Genomic DNA, 17,993 nt, shown 5'->3' with positions numbered 1-17,993 from the left:
CGTGTTTCAACCATTTGTTCTATCTAATAGAAGAAACACGTTTTCAACTGATCCCGAAAAGCATACCCCTTACGCACCGCGGCTTCACTTTATCAAGTGTTCTGCGCAGCTTGTTTTGCATTTTTACCATACTCCAAATAAATGAGCCCTCATCCATTGCTGAATGAGAGCTCACTATGTTAGCTAATTGCTTAGCTGTAATAATTATTTTTGGATTGAAGCAACAGCTCCAGCTCCAACAGTACGGCCACCTTCACGAATAGCGAAGCGAGTTCCATCTTCGATAGCGATTGGGTTGATTAGCTCAACAGTAACAGTGATGTTATCACCAGGCATAACCATTTCAGTACCTTCTGGAAGTGTAATAACTCCAGTTACGTCTGTTGTACGGAAGTAGAACTGTGGACGGTAACCGGAAAAGAATGGTTTGTGACGTCCGCCTTCTTCTTTAGTCAAAACGTAAATTTGTGCTGTAAAGTTAGTGTGTGGTTTAACTGAACCGGGCTTAGCCAAAACTTGACCGCGCTCGATATCTTTACGATCGACACCACGTAGAAGTGCTCCGATGTTATCCCCAGCTTGAGCGGAGTCTAACAACTTTCTGAACATTTCAACACCAGTAACGATTGATTTCTTAGTTTCTTCGTGAATACCAACGATTTCGATTTCTTCGCCGATTTTAACTTTCCCACGTTCAACGCGTCCTGTAGCAACTGTTCCACGACCCGTGATTGAGAAAACATCCTCAACCGGCATCAAGAAAGGCTTATCTGTATCACGTTCTGGGTTAGGGATAAAAGCTTCGATTTGTTCGAACAATTCGATGATTTTGTCAGCCCAAGCACCTTCAGGGTTTTGCAAAGCTTCACGAGCTGAACCACGAATGATTGGAGTATCGTCGCCTGGGAATTCTTGAGCTGTCAAAAGATCACGAATTTCCATTTCAACTAATTCTAACAATTCTTCGTCTTCAACAGTGTCGCATTTGTTCATGAAAACAACGATGTAAGGTACGCCAACTTGACGGGACAATAGAATGTGCTCACGTGTTTGTGGCATAGGGCCATCAGCAGCGGAAACAACAAGAATTGCGCCATCCATTTGAGCAGCACCAGTGATCATGTTCTTAACATAATCGGCATGTCCAGGACAGTCAACGTGTGCATAGTGACGAACTGGAGTTTCATATTCAACATGAGCTGTTGAAATTGTGATTCCGCGTTCGCGTTCTTCTGGAGCCTTATCGATTTGGTCAAATGCTACAGCAGCACCACCGTATCTTTTTGCTAATACATTTGTAATTGCAGCTGTAAGAGTTGTTTTACCATGATCGACGTGACCAATTGTACCGATATTAATATGCGGTTTATTACGTTCGAATTTTGCTTTTGCCATGAGAATAATCCTCCTTAATATAATTTATATTTTATGCGCCTTTATGTTTTGCAATAATTTCTTCTGCAACGTTTTTAGGCACTTCTTCATAATGAGATAGTTCCATTGAGAATGTTCCGCGACCTTGAGTACGGGAACGCAATGTTGTGGAATAACCAAACATTTCTGCCAAAGGCACCTTAGCTCTTACGATACGAGTTCCGTGACGTTCGTCCATACCTTCGATACGTCCGCGACGGGAGCTCAAATCTCCAATAACATCGCCCATGTAATCTTCTGGTACGTTAACTTCCACTTTGAAAATCGGTTCAAGCAAGCAAGGATTACATTTCTCTTTAGCTGCTTTCAATGCCATTGATCCAGCAATTTTAAACGCCATTTCGTTGGAATCGACATCATGGTAGGATCCATCAAACAATGTAGCTTTGATATCTACTAACGGGAAGCCCGCTACAACACCAGTCTTCAATGCTTCTTCGATACCAGCTCCGACAGGTGCTACGTATTCACGAGGAACCGATCCACCCACAGTTTTGTTCTCGAATAGGAAACCTTCACCTGGTTCACGAGGGGAAAACTCAACCCATACATGACCATATTGTCCACGACCACCGGATTGACGAACAAACTTACCTTCAACCTTAGCAGATGTACGGAATGTTTCTCTGTATGCAACCTGAGGTTTACCAACATTAGCTTCTACTTTGAATTCGCGCATCATACGGTCAACAATGATTTCAAGGTGAAGCTCACCCATCCCAGAAATAATCGTTTGATTCGTTTCTTCATCTGTATGTGTTCTAAAGGTTGGATCTTCTTCAGCAAGCTTAGACAAGGCAAGACCCATTTTATCTTGGTCTACTTTTGTTTTTGGCTCAATTGCAACGGAGATAACGGGATCTGGAAAATTCATTTTTTCAAGGATAACAGGTTCTTTTTCATCACATAAAGTATCGCCAGTAGTCGTATCCTTCAAACCAACAGCTGCGGCAATATCCCCTGAATATACAATAGAGATTTCTTGACGATTGTTAGCATGCATTTGTAGAATACGTCCAATTCTTTCACGTTTACCTTTTGTTGAATTCAGAACATACGAGCCTGATGCTAATGTACCGGAATATACGCGGAAAAACGTAAGTCTTCCAACAAAAGGATCCGTCATAATTTTGAAAGCAAGTGATGAAAACGGCTGTGAATCATCCGATTTACGAGTAGTTTCTGAACCATCTTCTAGCAAGCCTTTAATGTCAGGGACATCAATTGGTGCTGGAAGGAAGTCTACAACAGCATCCAACAAAAGCTGAACACCTTTATTCTTATAAGAAGAACCGCAAAGTACAGGAACAATTTTAACTTCGCATGTACCTTTACGCAAAGCTGCTTTTAATTCAGGCAAAGTAATTTCTTCGCCTTCAAGATACTTCATTGTTAGATCTTCATCTAACTCTGCTACCTTTTCAAACAATTCAAGACGCAATGCAGCTGCTCTTTCCTTGTACTCATCTGGAATTTCAATAGTTTCGATATTGTTTCCTTTATCGTCCTTGTATAGATAAGCACAGTTTTCGATAAGGTCAATAATTCCAACGAAATCATTCTCAGTACCGATTGGAAATTGTATAGCTACTGCGTTTGAACGCAATCTGTCTCTAATCTGGTCAATCGTGCCTTGAAAATCAGCTCCGATAATATCCATCTTATTAACGTAACAAAGACGAGGTACGTTGTAACGATCCGCTTGACGCCAAACTGTTTCTGATTGTGGTTCAACGCCGCCTTTGGCGTCAAACACACACACTGCCCCATCCAATACACGAAGTGAACGTTCAACTTCAACTGTGAAGTCTACGTGTCCAGGAGTATCGATAATATTAATACGGTGACCTTTCCACTGAGCCGTTGTTGCAGCGGATGTAATCGTAATTCCGCGCTCTTGCTCTTGTTCCATCCAGTCCATCGTTGCTGCACCTTCGTGCACTTCACCGATTTTGTGTGTAATCCCTGTATAGAACAAAATACGTTCGGTTGTGGTTGTTTTACCAGCATCAATATGCGCCATAATCCCGATGTTACGTGTATCTTTTAAGGAGAACTCTCTAGCCATGTTTATGTCTCCTTTCGAATAATATATATTCTACCAGCGATAATGAGCGAAAGCTTTATTAGCTTCAGCCATTTTGTGTGTATCTTCACGTTTCTTAACAGCAGCTCCAGTGCTATTGCTAGCATCTAGAATCTCAGCTGCAAGACGTTCTTCCATGGTTTTTTCTCCGCGCAAACGCGAATAGTGAACCAACCAACGCAATCCTAATGCTGTACGACGCTCTGGTTTTACTTCGATCGGCACTTGATAGTTTGCTCCGCCTACACGACGTGCTTTAACTTCTAGTACTGGCATGATGTTCTTAATTGCTTGTTCGAAAACTTCCATTGGATCTTTACCTGAACGCTCTTGAATTGACTTGAACGCATCATATAAAATAGTTTGAGCAGTTCCTCTTTTTCCATCAATCATAATACGGTTGATCAAACGAGTAACTAACTTGCTGCTATATATCGGATCCGGTAATACATCTCTACGGGTAACGGGACCTTTACGTGGCATTGTTATCCCCCTTTCTTGTGCGTTTAATTCATATTAGTGTAACTATTATTTCTTAACTTTCGGACGCTTAGTACCGTACTTGGAACGGGATTGCTTACGGTTATTCACCCCAGCTGTATCCAATGCTCCACGGACGATATGATAACGTACCCCTGGTAAATCTTTAATTCTTCCACCACGAACAAGAACAACACTATGCTCTTGAAGGTTATGACCAATTCCCGGAATATATGCAGTAACTTCAACACGGTTTGTTAAACGAACACGGGCATATTTACGCAATGCTGAGTTTGGTTTTTTTGGTGTCATTGTTCCTACACGTGTACAAACACCACGTTTTTGAGGAGCGCTTATTGAAGTCTCTTCACGGTTCAAGGCGTTGAAGCCTTTTTGCAACGCTGGAGATTTGGACTTATAAACTTTTGCTTGACGTCCTTTGCGAACCAGTTGATTAATTGTTGGCATTTCGCTTCCTCCTTCCTCTAATTATTCAGAAACACTCTCTTTAACAAGCCCACAGATCCAGGTGGTTCGTAAATGAACAAAGGAAAAGTTTTTGTCTCAGGATGAACCTCATGATTATATTGATCCTCATGCTGTTTATCCTAAGACAAAAACATAGAATGTCATTCATTCACAACAGCAGCAATAGCCGCACCAACTTCTATTCCACACGCTTTTCCAAGCAATTTCATGGAATCGACGTAAGTGACTTGTACGCCCATCTTTTTGCAAAGAGCAATTACTTTAGTTGTAACTCGTGGATCTGCATCCTTAGCTACAAAAACTTCTTGAGCTTTCCCAGCCTCAATCATTTTAGTTGCCTGTTTAGTACCTATACTTATTTTATCGGCCTGTTTCACCTTTTCATAAGGCAATTAAACAACCTCCAAGGATCAGGTGTAAAAAATACGATTTTGGCACACTTTGATATATTATCACTTCGAAATTGCTCTGTCAAGGATAAATGGCTCCGCCAATCTTCCAAAAGAAGGTGGCGGCATTTACCCAGAAATATAATGCTAGAATTTTATGGAGCTTATTCTTTCTTATATTTCTTAAAACCAAGCATCAATCTATGTTAACAATTTACTTAGCGCTTACTACAACTTCGCCATCATTTTCAATGGTTTCGTCTGTCAGGGCACTGTTAGCAAGGGCGATTTCGTTCGGGTTGGTTAAACGAATGTTGCGATATCTCGCCATACCCGTACCAGCCGGAATTAACTTACCAATGATAACATTTTCCTTCAAGCCCAACAATTGATCGACTTTTCCTTTTATCGCTGCATCCGTAAGAACTCTTGTTGTTTCTTGGAATGATGCTGCGGATAAGAAGGAATCCGTTTCTAATGAGGCTTTAGTAATACCAAGAAGCACTGGCTTAGCAACTGCTGGCTCTTCACCGGCGTACAAAGCTGTTTTATTAGCTGCTTCATATTCATGAATATCAACGAAAGCACCCGGTAATAGGGTAGTATTCCCTGCATCCACGATTCGAATCTTACGAAGCATTTGACGAATCATAACCTCAATGTGCTTATCATTAATTTCAACACCTTGGTTACGATAAACGCGTTGTACTTCTTGAAGAATGTAATTCTGTACTCCACGAATACCTTTAATCCGCAGCATGTCCTTAGGATCGATAGAACCGTCTGTTAACTCATCTCCGGCTTCTACTTGTTGTCCTTTGGTTACACGAATTCTGGATCCGTAAGTTACTGCATAGATCTTAGCTTCTGCTTCGCCTTGAACTTCGATTTCTCGACGATCCTTAGCTTCGCGGATTTCTTTAATCACGCCGTCAACTTCTGAGATAATCGCTTGACCTTTTGGATTACGTGCTTCAAATAATTCTTGAATACGCGGCAAACCTTGAGTAATATCGTCTCCTGCCACACCACCGGTATGGAAAGTACGCATAGTCAATTGAGTTCCTGGTTCTCCAATGGATTGAGCCGCAATAATACCAACTGCTTCCCCAATTTCAACGTGTTGACCAGTAGCCAAGTTACGGCCATAACATTTCTTACAAACGCCCCAACGTGCTCTGCAGCTCAATACGGAACGAATTTGCATTTTTTCAATGCCGGCATTAATGATACTATCTGCGATTGAAGCTTCAATTAACTCATTACGGGTAACGAGAACCTCACCCGTTTCCGGATGTTTAATCGTTTCGAATGCGTATCTACCTTCAATACGGTCATATAGATCTTCAATAACTTCTTTACCATCTTGGATCTTAGTAACGGTAAAGCCCTTATCTGTACCACAATCCTCTTCACGTACGATAACATCCTGCGCCACATCAACAAGTCGACGAGTTAGATATCCGGAATCGGCTGTTCTTAGTGCTGTATCCGCCAAACCTTTACGCGCTCCATGAGTGGAAATAAAGTATTCCAAAACGGTTAAGCCTTCGCGGAAGTTAGATTTGATCGGCAATTCAATAATACGACCGGACGGATTGGCCATTAGACCACGCATACCGCCTAGCTGTGTAATTTGAGATTTGTTACCACGTGCTTTAGACTCAACCATCATGTTAATGGAGTTGAACTTCTGCAACGAGTTCATTAGAATCGTTGTAATCTCTTCCTTCGCATCGCTCCAGATACTAATTACGCGATCATAACGCTCTTCGTCGGTGATTAAACCGCGACGGAACTGATTGGTAACTATTCTGACTTTTTCATCAGAATCTTTAATAATTTTGTCCTTCTCTAACGGAACAGTAACATCAGATACAGCAATGGTAATACCCGATTTAGTCGAGTACGTAAAGCCAAGGCCTTTGATATTATCAAGGATCGTTGAAGTTAAGGTTGTTTGGTAACGACGGAAGCACTCTGCAATGATTGAACCCAGATACTCTTTACCAACGGCTAATTTCTCCGTAAAAGCATCGATTCTTTCTTTAATGTTAGCACCTTTTTCGTATACAAAATACTCTTCAGGCGTACCATTAAGCAGATTTGTTTTTGTTGATTCATTGATATACGGGAAATCAGCAGGGAAAATATCGTTAAAGATAATTTTGCCGATTGTCGTTAATAAGATCGCATTCTGTTGTTTTTCATTAAAGCTCGTCTTGTTCAGAACCTTAGCTTGAATCGCAACAACTGCGTGTAAGGATGCACTTCCACGTTGATACAAGGAGAATGCTTCTTTAACTGAAGCCAATATCAAATAGGAACCTTTGGAGGTCTTATCCGCCATTGTTAAGTAGAAGCAGCCTAGAACCATATCCTGTGAAGGTGTTACAACCGGCTTGCCGTCTTTTGGATTCAAAATGTTACCGGATGCCAGCATCAGCAATCTAGCTTCAGCTTGCGCTTCTGCAGAAAGTGGAACGTGGACCGCCATTTGGTCACCATCAAAATCGGCATTGTAAGCTGTACATACCAAAGGATGCAGCTTGATTGCGCGTCCTTCAACTAAAATCGGTTCAAACGCTTGAATCCCTAATCTATGCAACGTTGGTGCACGGTTCAGAAGAACCGGATGCTCGCGAATAACTTCTTCTAGAACGTCCCATACCTCTGGGCTAACACGTTCTACTTTACGTTTTGCGCTTTTAATATTATGGGCTAAGCCTTTATTAACTAGTTCCTTCATAACAAACGGTTTGAAAAGCTCCAAAGCCATTTCTTTAGGAAGTCCACATTGGTACATTTTCAAGCTAGGTCCTACAACGATTACGGAACGTCCTGAATAATCTACCCGTTTACCTAGTAAGTTCTGGCGGAAACGACCTTGCTTACCTTTAAGCATATGACTCAAGGATTTTAACGGTCTGTTACCAGGTCCTGTTACCGGACGGCCACGACGACCATTATCAATCAATGCATCAACAGCTTCTTGCAGCATCCGTTTTTCATTCTGAACAATGATATCCGGAGCTCCTAAATCAAGCAGACGCTTCAAACGGTTGTTACGGTTAATTACACGACGATACAAATCATTCAAGTCAGAAGTCGCAAAACGACCTCCATCTAGCTGTACCATCGGACGTAATTCAGGAGGAATTACAGGAAGTACATCAAGTACCATCCACTCAGGAGCATTCTTGGAATTACGGAAAGCTTCGATAACCTCAAGACGTTTAATCGCACGATTACGACGTTGGCCTTGTGCTGTTTTCAGCTCTTCCTTCAAATGTTCAAGATCCTTAGTGATATCGATGTCTTGCAGCAATTTCTTAACAGCTTCTGCGCCCATTCCAGCAGAAAACGCATAACCATATTTCTCACGGTAGCTGCGATATTCTTTCTCGGACAACAGTTGCTTTTTCTCAAGTGGTGTATCACCAGGATCTGTTACAACATAGGATGCAAAATAGATTACTTCCTCTAATGAACGAGGAGACATATCTAGCGCTAAGCCCATGCGGCTTGGAATCCCTTTGAAGTACCAAATGTGTGATACTGGAGCAGCTAATTCAATATGACCCATGCGCTCGCGACGAACCTTTTGACGGGTTACTTCTACGCCGCAACGATCACAAACTACGCCTTTATAACGAACACGCTTGTATTTACCACAATGACATTCCCAATCCTTGGTTGGTCCAAAAATCTTTTCACAGAACAAGCCTTCTTTTTCCGGCTTTAATGTTCTGTAGTTAATGGTTTCTGGTTTCTTCACTTCGCCGCGCGACCACGAGCGGATCTTTTCTGGCGAAGCCAAACCAATTTTCATATATTCAAAATTGTTCACGTCGATCAAGGAGCAGCCCACCTTAAAAATGTATTTGCCGGCAAAAAATCGTTTACTCCATACCCAATTCTGCGCCCTCTAAATTCAAGTTCAGCTTGTCATTGGCTATTTCATCATCATCTAGATCACGCATCTCGATTTCTTCCTCGGTTGCAGACAAGATTTTTACGTCCATTCCCAAGCTTTGTAGTTCTTTTATTAGAACCTTAAACGATTCAGGCACACCTGGTTCAGGAACGTTCTCGCCTTTAACAATCGATTCGTACGTTTTGACGCGACCTACAACATCATCCGATTTTACGGTCAAAATTTCTTGCAGTGTATAGGCTGCGCCGTAAGCTTCCAATGCCCAAACTTCCATTTCCCCGAAACGTTGACCACCAAATTGAGCTTTACCGCCCAATGGTTGTTGTGTAACAAGAGAGTAAGGACCTGTGGAACGTGCATGGATTTTATCGTCGACCATATGTGCCAGCTTGATCATATACATGACCCCAACCGTAACTTCACGTTCAAACTCTTCACCACTGCGACCATCATAAAGCTTGGTCTTACCACTACGTTGCATACCGGCTTCTTCCATAGTGTCAAATACGTCATTCTCACGAGCTCCATCAAATACAGGAGTAGCGGTATGAATACCTAACAATTTAGCAGCAAAGCCTAGATGCACTTCAAGTACTTGACCAATGTTCATACGAGAAGGAACACCTAGTGGATTCAAGACAACTTCAACTGCAGTACCATCCGGTAGGAACGGCATATCTTCCTCAGGTAAGATTCGGGCAATAACCCCTTTATTACCATGACGTCCTGCCATTTTATCCCCTTCGGATATTTTCCGCTTTTGGGCAATATAAACACGTACGAGTTGATTAACACCCGGTGGAAGCTCATCCCCATTCTCACGGGTAAAGACCTTAACGTCCACAACAATTCCATCGGTACCATGCGGCACGCGAAGTGAAGTGTCTCTAACTTCTCTTGCTTTTTCACCAAAAATCGCATGCAATAAGCGTTCTTCTGCTGTTAATTCGGTAACTCCCTTAGGGGTTACTTTACCAACTAGAATATCGCCTGCACCAATCTCAGCACCGACCCGGATAATTCCGCGTTCGTCTAAGTTGCGTAATGCATCTTCGCCGACATTCGGGATATCACGTGTGATTTCTTCAGGTCCAAGCTTCGTATCACGGGCTTCGGACTCATACTCTTCAATATGGATAGAGGTATAAACATCCTCTTTAACTAACTTTTCGCTTAGAAGAATCGCATCCTCATAGTTGTAGCCTTCCCATGCCATGAAGGCCACGACAACGTTACGCCCTAATGCTAATTCACCTTGCTCCGTTGAAGGTCCATCAGCCAAGATATCTCCCGTTTTAACGACTTCTCCACGATAGACGAGAGGACGTTGGTTGATACATGTGCCTTGATTTGAACGGATAAACTTATGCAATTTATATTTAACAAGATTTCCGCTAACTAGCTTGCCATCCACTAATTCTTGACGACGAACCGTAATTTCATTAGCCGAAACTCTTTCAACAACACCATCACATTTAGAAACAACACACACGCCTGAATCCTTAGCAGCCTTATGCTCCATCCCTGTCCCAACTAAAGGGGAACGCGGAATAAGTAAAGGTACGGCTTGACGCTGCATGTTTGATCCCATTAGAGCACGGTTGGAGTCATCATTCTCAAGGAAAGGAATCAGCGCTGTTGCTACAGATACAACTTGCTTAGGTGAAACATCCATATAATCGACACGATCCCGCGGTACATAAAGATTATCCCCTCGGAAACGAACAATGACGGTTTCATTCGCAAATCTATTATCCTCGCCTAGCTCTGCATTTGCTTGAGCAACAATATAGTTGTCTTCTTCGTCAGCTGTTACATAAGAAATTTTCTCAGTTACAACTCCTGTTTTAGGATCAACCCAACGGTAAGGTGCTTCAATAAAACCATATTCATTGATACGAGCAAAAGTGGACAAGGAGTTAATCAACCCAATGTTCGGACCTTCGGGAGTTTCAATTGGACACATACGACCATAGTGAGAGTAATGAACGTCACGCACTTCAAACCCTGCGCGTTCACGCGTCAAACCACCGGGCCCTAGGGCAGATAGACGACGCTTATGCGTCAGCTCAGCCAAAGGATTCGTCTGATCCATAAATTGAGACAATTGTGAGCTTCCGAAGAACTCTTTAATTGAAGCAATAACTGGACGTATATTAATCAAGGCCTGTGGAGTGATAACATTAGCATCTTGAATCGACATACGCTCACGAACAACCCGTTCCATACGGGATAAACCGATACGGAATTGATTCTGTAGAAGCTCCCCAACTGAACGAAGACGTCGATTACCTAAGTGATCAATATCATCCGTAGATCCAATACCATGCAATAGATTAATGAAATAATTAATCGATGAAATGATATCTGCAGGTGTGATATTCTTCACGCCTTTATCAATCGTTCCATTTGCAATAACCTTAATTACTTTACCTTCTTCAATTGGTGAATATACATCAATGGCTTGCATAGGGATTTTATCCGTTTCCGTTACGCCACCATGTACGATATATTGCTTAAAGCCCACACCTTTTTCCAAGTGAGGCAAAATTTCATCCAAAAGACGACGATCCAAGGATTGTCCTGCTTCTGCAATAATTTCACCTGTTTCGGGATCGAACAAAGTTTCTGCTAATCTCTGATTAAACAAACGGTTTTTAATATGCAGTTTTTTGTTGATTTTGTAACGACCAACATTGGCAAGATCATAACGTTTAGGGTCAAAAAAGCGTGCAACAAGTAGACTTCTTGCATTGTCTAATGTTGGCGGCTCACCTGGACGCAATCTTTCATAGATTTCAATCAATGCTTTGTCTGTCGAATCCGTGTTATCTTTATCAAGCGTATTACGAATATACTCATCATCACCAAGCAAATCGATAATTTCAGCATCTGTTCCAAAGCCCAATGCGCGCAATAAAACAGTGACAGGAATCTTACGCGTACGATCAATACGAACATAAATAATGTCCTTCGCATCTGTTTCCAATTCAAGCCAAGCACCCCGATTAGGGATGACTGTTGCTGTGTAATTTTTCTTACCATTTTTATCGATTTTTGTGCTAAAATAAACGCTAGGAGAACGAACTAGCTGACTAACGATAACACGTTCTGCACCATTAATAATGAATGTGCCTGTATCGGTCATAATAGGGAAATCACCCATGAAAACTTCTTGCTCTTTCACTTCACCGGTTTCTTTATTAAATAAACGTACTTTGACTCGCAATGGCGCAGCATAAGTAACGTCACGTTCTTTGGAGTCATCCACCGTATACTTGGGATCGCCCAAGCTATAATCAATGAATTCTAAAACTAAATTCCCTGTGAAGTCTTGAATCGGAGAAATATCCTGGAACATTTCGCGCAATCCTTCTTCCAAAAACCATTCATATGATTTTTGTTGAATTTCGATCAGGTTAGGAATATCCAGCACTTCACGAATCCGTGCATAACTCCTGCGTTTACGTCGTCCGAATTGAACAATATGTCCCGCCAACTGTAATCCACCCCTCAAGTCTACTCAAACTTACCTAATAACCTTCTGAAAGCAAAAAATACCATAATCTTCCACCCCGCAGATTAGCATAAAAATTTTAACACTATGCATGAGCTGTTAAAATTCTCTTTCTGACCCCTCGAAAAAAAAGACTTGACATTTTAGCTAACTAAAGACATATATCCCATCTTAATACTGACATTTTATAACTATACCACACTGGAAAAATGAAGTCAATTTATTTTTGTAGCTTTAAAAATTCGATAGCCCTTGTCTTTTGTTACTTCTATGACGTTTCCAAACAACGTTTCAAGCTTGGCAAATGCAGATGGAGCACCTTGTTTTTTCTGAATAACTACCCACAACTGGCCTCCAGGAACAAGTGCTGCATAAGCTTGAACAAATATTTCATGTACAATCGTTTTACCAGCGCGAATCGGCGGATTCGTCAGAATACAATTAAATGTTTGGTCCACTACCTGAGCCAGCAAATCACTTTGCAGGACTGTCACATTATTCACTCCATTCCGCTTAGCGTTATCACGACTGAGAAGAACCGCTCGTTCATTAATATCAACCATTGTCACTCGACCTTGATCCGCAAGCAGCGCCGCACTAATTCCAATGGGTCCGTACCCACAACCAACATCGAGCACGGAATCCTTCCTATTCATACTCATAGTCTCAATGAGCAGCTTACTTCCAAAATCAATTTCCTTTTTAGAAAATACACCTGCATCCGTAATAAAGGTAAAATCCTTGCCTCTAAGGTTAACTTGGATCTGATTGAGCTCATGCGCCGTCGTAGGTTTAGCCGAATAATAATGCTCCGTCATTGAACCGACCTCCCGTTCGATGAAAATAAAAAAACAACCCTTTGAAGTATTGGGCAGTTAACAAGAAGAATCTTGTTAACAAAGCCTGATGCCTCAGAGGGTTGCGAGTTTAAACTATTTGATTTCGATGGAAGCTCCAGCTTCTGTAAGCTTAGCTTTGATTGCTTCTGCATCTTCTTTAGATACTTTTTCTTTAACTGCTTTTGGTGCTCCGTCAACTAGATCTTTTGCTTCTTTCAAACCAAGACCAGTGATTTCACGAACCGCTTTGATAACGTTGATTTTAGCTTGACCAGCTGAAGTCAAGATAACATCAAATTCGGATTGTTCTTCTTCTTCAACTGCTGCAACTGCGCCGCCAGCTGCTGCTGGTGCTGCTGCTGTTACGCCAAACTCTTCTTCAATTGCTTTAACCAAATCGTTTAACTCCAAAATTGTTTTCCCTTTGATTGCTTCTAGAATTTCTGCATTAGTAATACTCATGGTTAAACCTCCATTGTTATCATTAGTTTATTTTTTAGTGCGAGTTTGATACGAATTGAATAAAATTAAGCTTGTGCTTCTTTTTGTTCAGCAACTGCTTTAACAGCAAGTGCGAAATTACGCACAGGCGCTTGCAATACGCTAAGCAACATAGAAAGCATTCCATCGCGAGATGGCAAGTCTGCCAATGCTTTAATTTGATCCGGTCCAACAACTTTACCTTCAACAATTGCGCCTTTTAGATTCAATTTATCATTCTTCTTAGCGAAGTCTGACAAAATCTTAGCTGGAGCGACAACATCACTTTTACTAAAAGCAATAGCTGTTGGTCCTGTTAAGTAAGCATCCAAATCGGTTAGATTTGCGTCAGCAGTTGCACGTCTTGCCAATGTGTTCTTGATAACTTGAAATTCGATCCCAGCATCACGAAGAGCTTTACGAAGATTCGTAACTTGAGTAGAATTCAACCCACGGTAATCAGCAACAATGGAACAAGAGCTTTCACGAAACTTAGTGGTCACTTCTGATACAAGCAAGGATTTTTCTCCTTGAATTTTTGCATTACCCATCTTTACACCTCCTGTTTGTACAAATAGAAAAGCCTTCGTAGACTATACGAAGGCAGGATACTTCCGATATCTCAATAAAGAAATCCGAATCTATATCACAAACCTCGGCGGGATATTAAGCTTCTTACAGGTAACGAGCAATAATTGCTTGTTAAGCGTATAAGAGCACCTGCTGTCTACGGTAGCATATTCAACTTAAAAACCTCATTTAAGATACCATGCATCTGACAAGAAGTCAAATGGTAATTATCTAAATGATGTTAAACTCAACGTTACGCTTGGACCCATTGTTGAAGAAATAGCTGCATTCTTCAAGTATACGCCTTTGGCTGCAGCTGGTTTCGATCTAATCAAAGCCTCGATCAGTGCGCGTAAGTTTTCATTAAGCTTAGTATCGTCAAAAGAAATTTTGCCGATTGGCGCATGAATTTGTCCAGCTTTATCAAGGCGGTACTCAATCTTACCAGCCTTAATTTCTTGAACTGCTTTCGTTACGTCAAAAGTAACTGTGCCGGCTTTCGGGTTTGGCATTAAACCTTTACCACCGAGAATACGACCCAATTTACCTACTTCACTCATCATATCAGGTGTAGCTACGCAAACATCAAAATCAGACCAGCCTTGTTGAATCTTAATGATCATATCTTGATCACCAACAAAGTCAGCACCCGCTGCTTCTGCTTCTTTGATTTTTTCGCCTTTTGCAAAAACTAAAACGCGTTTAGTTTTCCCTGTTCCGTGTGGCAATACTACCACTCCGCGAACTGCTTGATCTTGTTTCTTGGAATCAACTCCCAAGCGTACAGCAACTTCTACAGTTTCATCAAACTTCGCTGTAGATGCTTTTTTAACTAAAACAACAGCATCCATTGGCTCATATAGAGCTTCTTGGTCTACTAATTTAAGCGCTTCATTGTACTTCTTACCATGCTTTGCCATTCTTTTTCCTCCTTCGTGGTTTTAGCGGATTACCCTCCCACTGACGTGCGGGTTAGTCTACGATTGTAATTCCCATGCTGCGAGCTGTACCTTCAACCATACTCATTGCAGCTTCAATAGATGCAGCGTTTAGATCGGGCATTTTTTGCTCAGCGATTTCACGTACTTTATCACGTTTCACTGTAGCGACTTTCTTCTTGTTCGGTTCGCCTGAACCCTTAGCAATTCCTGCAACTACACGAAGCAATACTGCTGCTGGTGGAGTTTTGCAAATAAATGTAAAGGACCGATCTTCAAAAACCGAGATTTCTACAGGGATAATTAAACCCACTTGATCTGCTGTACGCGCATTAAATTCCTTACAGAACATCATAATGTTCACGCCTGCTTGACCCAATGCTGGACCGATCGGTGGTGCTGGATTTGCCTTACCTGCATTAACCTGTAATTTAACTACTTTAATAACCTTTTTTGCCATGCGAGACACCTCCTTGCAAGTAGTGTGGTCTAACGGGGCTAGCCCCTCCCACCTTTGGAAACCATTAAAACGTCTAGCTTATAATTTTTCCACTTGAGTAAAATCTAGCTCAACTGGGGTTTCTCTTCCAAACATGTTAACAAGAACTCTAAGCTTGCTCTTGTCAGCCAAAATTTCCTCAACCGATCCGACAAAGTTGGCAAAAGGACCTTCTTTGACACGAACGACTTCCTTTAATTCAAAGTCAATCTTCGGCTTCGGTTCTTCCATACCCATATGTTTAAGGATGGACTCCACTTCTTCCGGCAATAGCGCCGTAGGCTTTGACCCGGATCCTGTAGAACCTACAAATCCAGTTACCCCCGGTGTATTACGCACGACATACCAAGAGTCATCCGTTTGAACCATTTCGACTAGTACATATCCCGGGTAAACTTTACGCATGACGATTTTCTTCTTACCGTCTTTGTTTACAAGCTCTTCTTCCATAGGAACAAGAACACGGAATATCTTATCCAGCATATTCATGGATTCCACACGTTTTTCTAAATTGGCTTTGACTTTGTTCTCATACCCAGAATAGGTATGAACTACATACCATCTTTTTTCCATATCCGCTGCTGATAATTTAGTTTGGTTTTCCATTTATTTGGTAACCAATCTGACTATCTCAGAGATTATAGTGTCGAGTATGGCGAAATAGATTGTAACGAAAATAACTACTGACACAACAACAATTGTGTAGCTGGTTAATTCCTTACGGTTTGGCCACTTTACTTTCTTCAGTTCAGCCCAGCTGTCACCGAAAAAAGAGAAAGAGGTGCTAAAATTATCCTTCAATTTACCTAAAAACGCCATCTCTACACCTCCACAAACTACCTAGTCTCGCGATGAATGGAATGTTCATTGCAAAACTTGCAATACTTCTTCTTCTCCATGCGGTCCGGATTGTTTCGCTTATTCTTGTTAGAGACATAGTTTCTTTGCTTACAATTCAAACATGCTAATGTAATAATAACCCGCATAGTTACACCCCCTAAGTCGACCTCTGAAATTAAAGAACCCTGACTTGTCTTCTCAGGAAATGAACCGACAATTTAGAGTTACCTAAGACACTTTATCACAATGGCATTTGCATGTCAAGATAAAGTATGCTCTACCTAATGCATTATACGCCCTCTTCTAGTAACAATTTGGAAGAGGGCGTATTCTTATAGTCCCGTATATCGAATTGTAGGATCCCATACTGTTGCATCGGCGGTAATGCTTCCTTTTTTGTTAACGATAAAATAGATGTAATCATTTGCTGCAACAGGTATGGAAATATCGTGAGATATTCCTGTAAAATCGTTATAGTTGATCGCTTTCCATCCGCTGCTCGGCCAAACCTGTTTACGTTCCGTTCCACTGAATTTCCCGAAGCAACAACAGCGCCCTGTGGAACAAGTACTATCAGCATGCTTATCAATAATAATAAGGATACTGCCAAACATTTAAATCCTCTTTTCACAACATTTCCTCCTTTATTCGGTATATTGAAAGTGCTAACGCAATCAATGATACCACTACTTCAAAAGAAGAAAATGGAGAATTCCCAGATATCAAATTGTAAAATTCATTGAATTCTACGAAAAAAACAATAAAAAAGCATCCCCTTTGTTAGCGGGATACTATATGATAAGGTCTCTTACTTCCAAATAACGTTCTAGTTTTCGTTTCACTCGCTGCAATGCGTTATCTATCGATTTAACATGCCTGTCCAAATCAACGGCAATTTCCTGATAGGATCTACCATCTAGGTAATGCATCAAAACTCTTCGCTCTAGCTCGCTCAGAATTTCCCCCATTTTATCTTCAAGTCCACTAAATTCTTCTTGATTAATAATCAATTCCTCTGGATCTGTTACCTTAGTTCCACAAATAACATCAAGCAAAGTGCGGTCTGAATCTTCATCATAAATGGGTTTGTCCAAGGAAACGTAAGAATTTAAAGGAATATGCTTCTGACGTGTTGCTGTCTTAATCGCTGTAATAATCTGACGAGTGATGCATAGCTCCGCAAACGCTTTAAAAGAAGCCAGCTTGTCCCCGCGAAAATCGCGTATCGCTTTATACAAACCGATCATACCCTCTTGCACAATATCCTCACGGTCGGCGCCTATAAGGAAATAAGAGCGAGCTTTTGCCCTTACAAAGTTGCGATATTTGTTGATTAAATACTCCAACGCATCACTATTGCCATCGTGGACAGCCCCAACATTTACTTCGTCGCTATGGAGCTCAAATTCGCCAATTGTTAAATTATTGAGGTGGACACTCACTAAAATCCCTCCGGCCCAGCCTGTAAGGCTACTTCCTGTGTGAACAAAGCTAG

The 17,993-nt window shown here is 41.4% G+C and carries 17 protein-coding genes and 1 other annotated feature; all 17 genes read right to left on the bottom strand.

The window, feature by feature from the left end; all coding sequences use genetic code 11:
* Nucleotides 1-204: 204 nt before the first annotated feature.
* The 17 genes from tuf to sigH all read right to left on the bottom strand — a co-directional run bounded on the left by tuf (nt 205) and on the right by sigH (nt 17,940).
* Nucleotides 205-1,395: an elongation factor Tu gene (gene tuf, locus EHS13_RS01125; protein WP_155698562.1), complete on the bottom strand. Its 1,191-nt coding sequence runs from the start codon at nt 1,393-1,395 to the stop codon at nt 205-207.
* Between the two features lie 31 nt (nt 1,396-1,426).
* Nucleotides 1,427-3,502: an elongation factor G gene (gene fusA, locus EHS13_RS01120; RefSeq protein WP_155698560.1), complete on the bottom strand. Its 2,076-nt coding sequence runs from the start codon at nt 3,500-3,502 to the stop codon at nt 1,427-1,429.
* A gap of 30 nt (nt 3,503-3,532) precedes the next feature.
* Nucleotides 3,533-4,003 carry a 30S ribosomal protein S7 gene (gene rpsG / locus EHS13_RS01115; RefSeq protein ID WP_155698558.1) on the bottom strand — a complete coding sequence of 157 codons (471 nt, stop codon included), beginning with the start codon at nt 4,001-4,003 and terminating at the stop codon, nt 3,533-3,535.
* Nucleotides 4,004-4,048: 45 nt separating this feature from the next.
* Complete coding sequence (rpsL, locus tag EHS13_RS01110; RefSeq protein ID WP_155698557.1) at nt 4,049-4,468, bottom strand: 30S ribosomal protein S12; 420 nt, start codon at nt 4,466-4,468, stop codon at nt 4,049-4,051.
* 161 nt (nt 4,469-4,629) lie between these two features.
* Nucleotides 4,630-4,881, bottom strand: coding sequence for a ribosomal L7Ae/L30e/S12e/Gadd45 family protein (locus EHS13_RS01105; RefSeq protein ID WP_155698555.1), 252 nt, complete (start codon nt 4,879-4,881; stop codon nt 4,630-4,632).
* A 211-nt stretch (nt 4,882-5,092) separates the two neighbouring features.
* Complete coding sequence (rpoC, locus tag EHS13_RS01100; protein ID WP_155698553.1) at nt 5,093-8,737, bottom strand: DNA-directed RNA polymerase subunit beta'; 3,645 nt, start codon at nt 8,735-8,737, stop codon at nt 5,093-5,095.
* 43 nt (nt 8,738-8,780) lie between these two features.
* Nucleotides 8,781-12,314, bottom strand: a complete 3,534-nt coding sequence (rpoB, locus tag EHS13_RS01095; protein ID WP_155698551.1) for a DNA-directed RNA polymerase subunit beta — start codon at nt 12,312-12,314, stop codon at nt 8,781-8,783.
* Between the two features lie 233 nt (nt 12,315-12,547).
* Entirely contained in the window at nt 12,548-13,150 is a 603-nt protein-coding gene (locus tag EHS13_RS01090) for a class I SAM-dependent methyltransferase (protein WP_155698549.1), read from the bottom strand.
* Between the two features lie 114 nt (nt 13,151-13,264).
* The gene (gene rplL / locus EHS13_RS01085; protein WP_405083545.1) at nt 13,265-13,633 is read right to left on the bottom strand and encodes a 50S ribosomal protein L7/L12; all 369 of its coding nucleotides are present in this window, start codon (nt 13,631-13,633) and stop codon (nt 13,265-13,267) included.
* Between the two features lie 65 nt (nt 13,634-13,698).
* Nucleotides 13,699-14,202 (bottom strand): 50S ribosomal protein L10, encoded by a 504-nt coding sequence (gene rplJ, locus EHS13_RS01080; RefSeq protein WP_155698547.1) that lies wholly within the window; start codon nt 14,200-14,202, stop codon nt 13,699-13,701.
* A gap of 16 nt (nt 14,203-14,218) precedes the next feature.
* Nucleotides 14,219-14,402, bottom strand: a sequence feature (ribosomal protein L10 leader region).
* Nucleotides 14,403-14,448: 46 nt separating this feature from the next.
* Nucleotides 14,449-15,141: a 50S ribosomal protein L1 gene (rplA, locus tag EHS13_RS01075; RefSeq protein WP_155698545.1), complete on the bottom strand. Its 693-nt coding sequence runs from the start codon at nt 15,139-15,141 to the stop codon at nt 14,449-14,451.
* A 52-nt stretch (nt 15,142-15,193) separates the two neighbouring features.
* A complete protein-coding gene (gene rplK, locus EHS13_RS01070; RefSeq protein WP_155698543.1) occupies nt 15,194-15,619 on the bottom strand; it encodes a 50S ribosomal protein L11 in 426 nt (141 codons plus the stop codon).
* Between the two features lie 78 nt (nt 15,620-15,697).
* Entirely contained in the window at nt 15,698-16,231 is a 534-nt protein-coding gene (gene nusG / locus EHS13_RS01065) for a transcription termination/antitermination protein NusG (protein WP_155705182.1), read from the bottom strand.
* Between the two features lie 33 nt (nt 16,232-16,264).
* Nucleotides 16,265-16,477: a preprotein translocase subunit SecE gene (secE, locus tag EHS13_RS01060; RefSeq protein ID WP_155698541.1), complete on the bottom strand. Its 213-nt coding sequence runs from the start codon at nt 16,475-16,477 to the stop codon at nt 16,265-16,267.
* Between the two features lie 17 nt (nt 16,478-16,494).
* Nucleotides 16,495-16,644: a 50S ribosomal protein L33 gene (gene rpmG, locus EHS13_RS01055; protein ID WP_155698539.1), complete on the bottom strand. Its 150-nt coding sequence runs from the start codon at nt 16,642-16,644 to the stop codon at nt 16,495-16,497.
* A gap of 186 nt (nt 16,645-16,830) precedes the next feature.
* Nucleotides 16,831-17,112 (bottom strand): hypothetical protein, encoded by a 282-nt coding sequence (locus tag EHS13_RS01050; RefSeq protein WP_155698537.1) that lies wholly within the window; start codon nt 17,110-17,112, stop codon nt 16,831-16,833.
* A 177-nt stretch (nt 17,113-17,289) separates the two neighbouring features.
* Nucleotides 17,290-17,940: an RNA polymerase sporulation sigma factor SigH gene (gene sigH, locus EHS13_RS01045; RefSeq protein ID WP_155698535.1), complete on the bottom strand. Its 651-nt coding sequence runs from the start codon at nt 17,938-17,940 to the stop codon at nt 17,290-17,292.
* Nucleotides 17,941-17,993 lie beyond the last annotated feature (53 nt).

Origin of the sequence: Paenibacillus psychroresistens, assembly GCF_009728935.1 — a bacterium.
In the GTDB taxonomy this organism is placed as follows: domain Bacteria; phylum Bacillota; class Bacilli; order Paenibacillales; family NBRC-103111; genus Paenibacillus_AC; species Paenibacillus_AC psychroresistens.
Note: the sequence above shows the minus strand (reverse complement) of the source record. Positions and strands in the feature narration are given on the sequence as shown.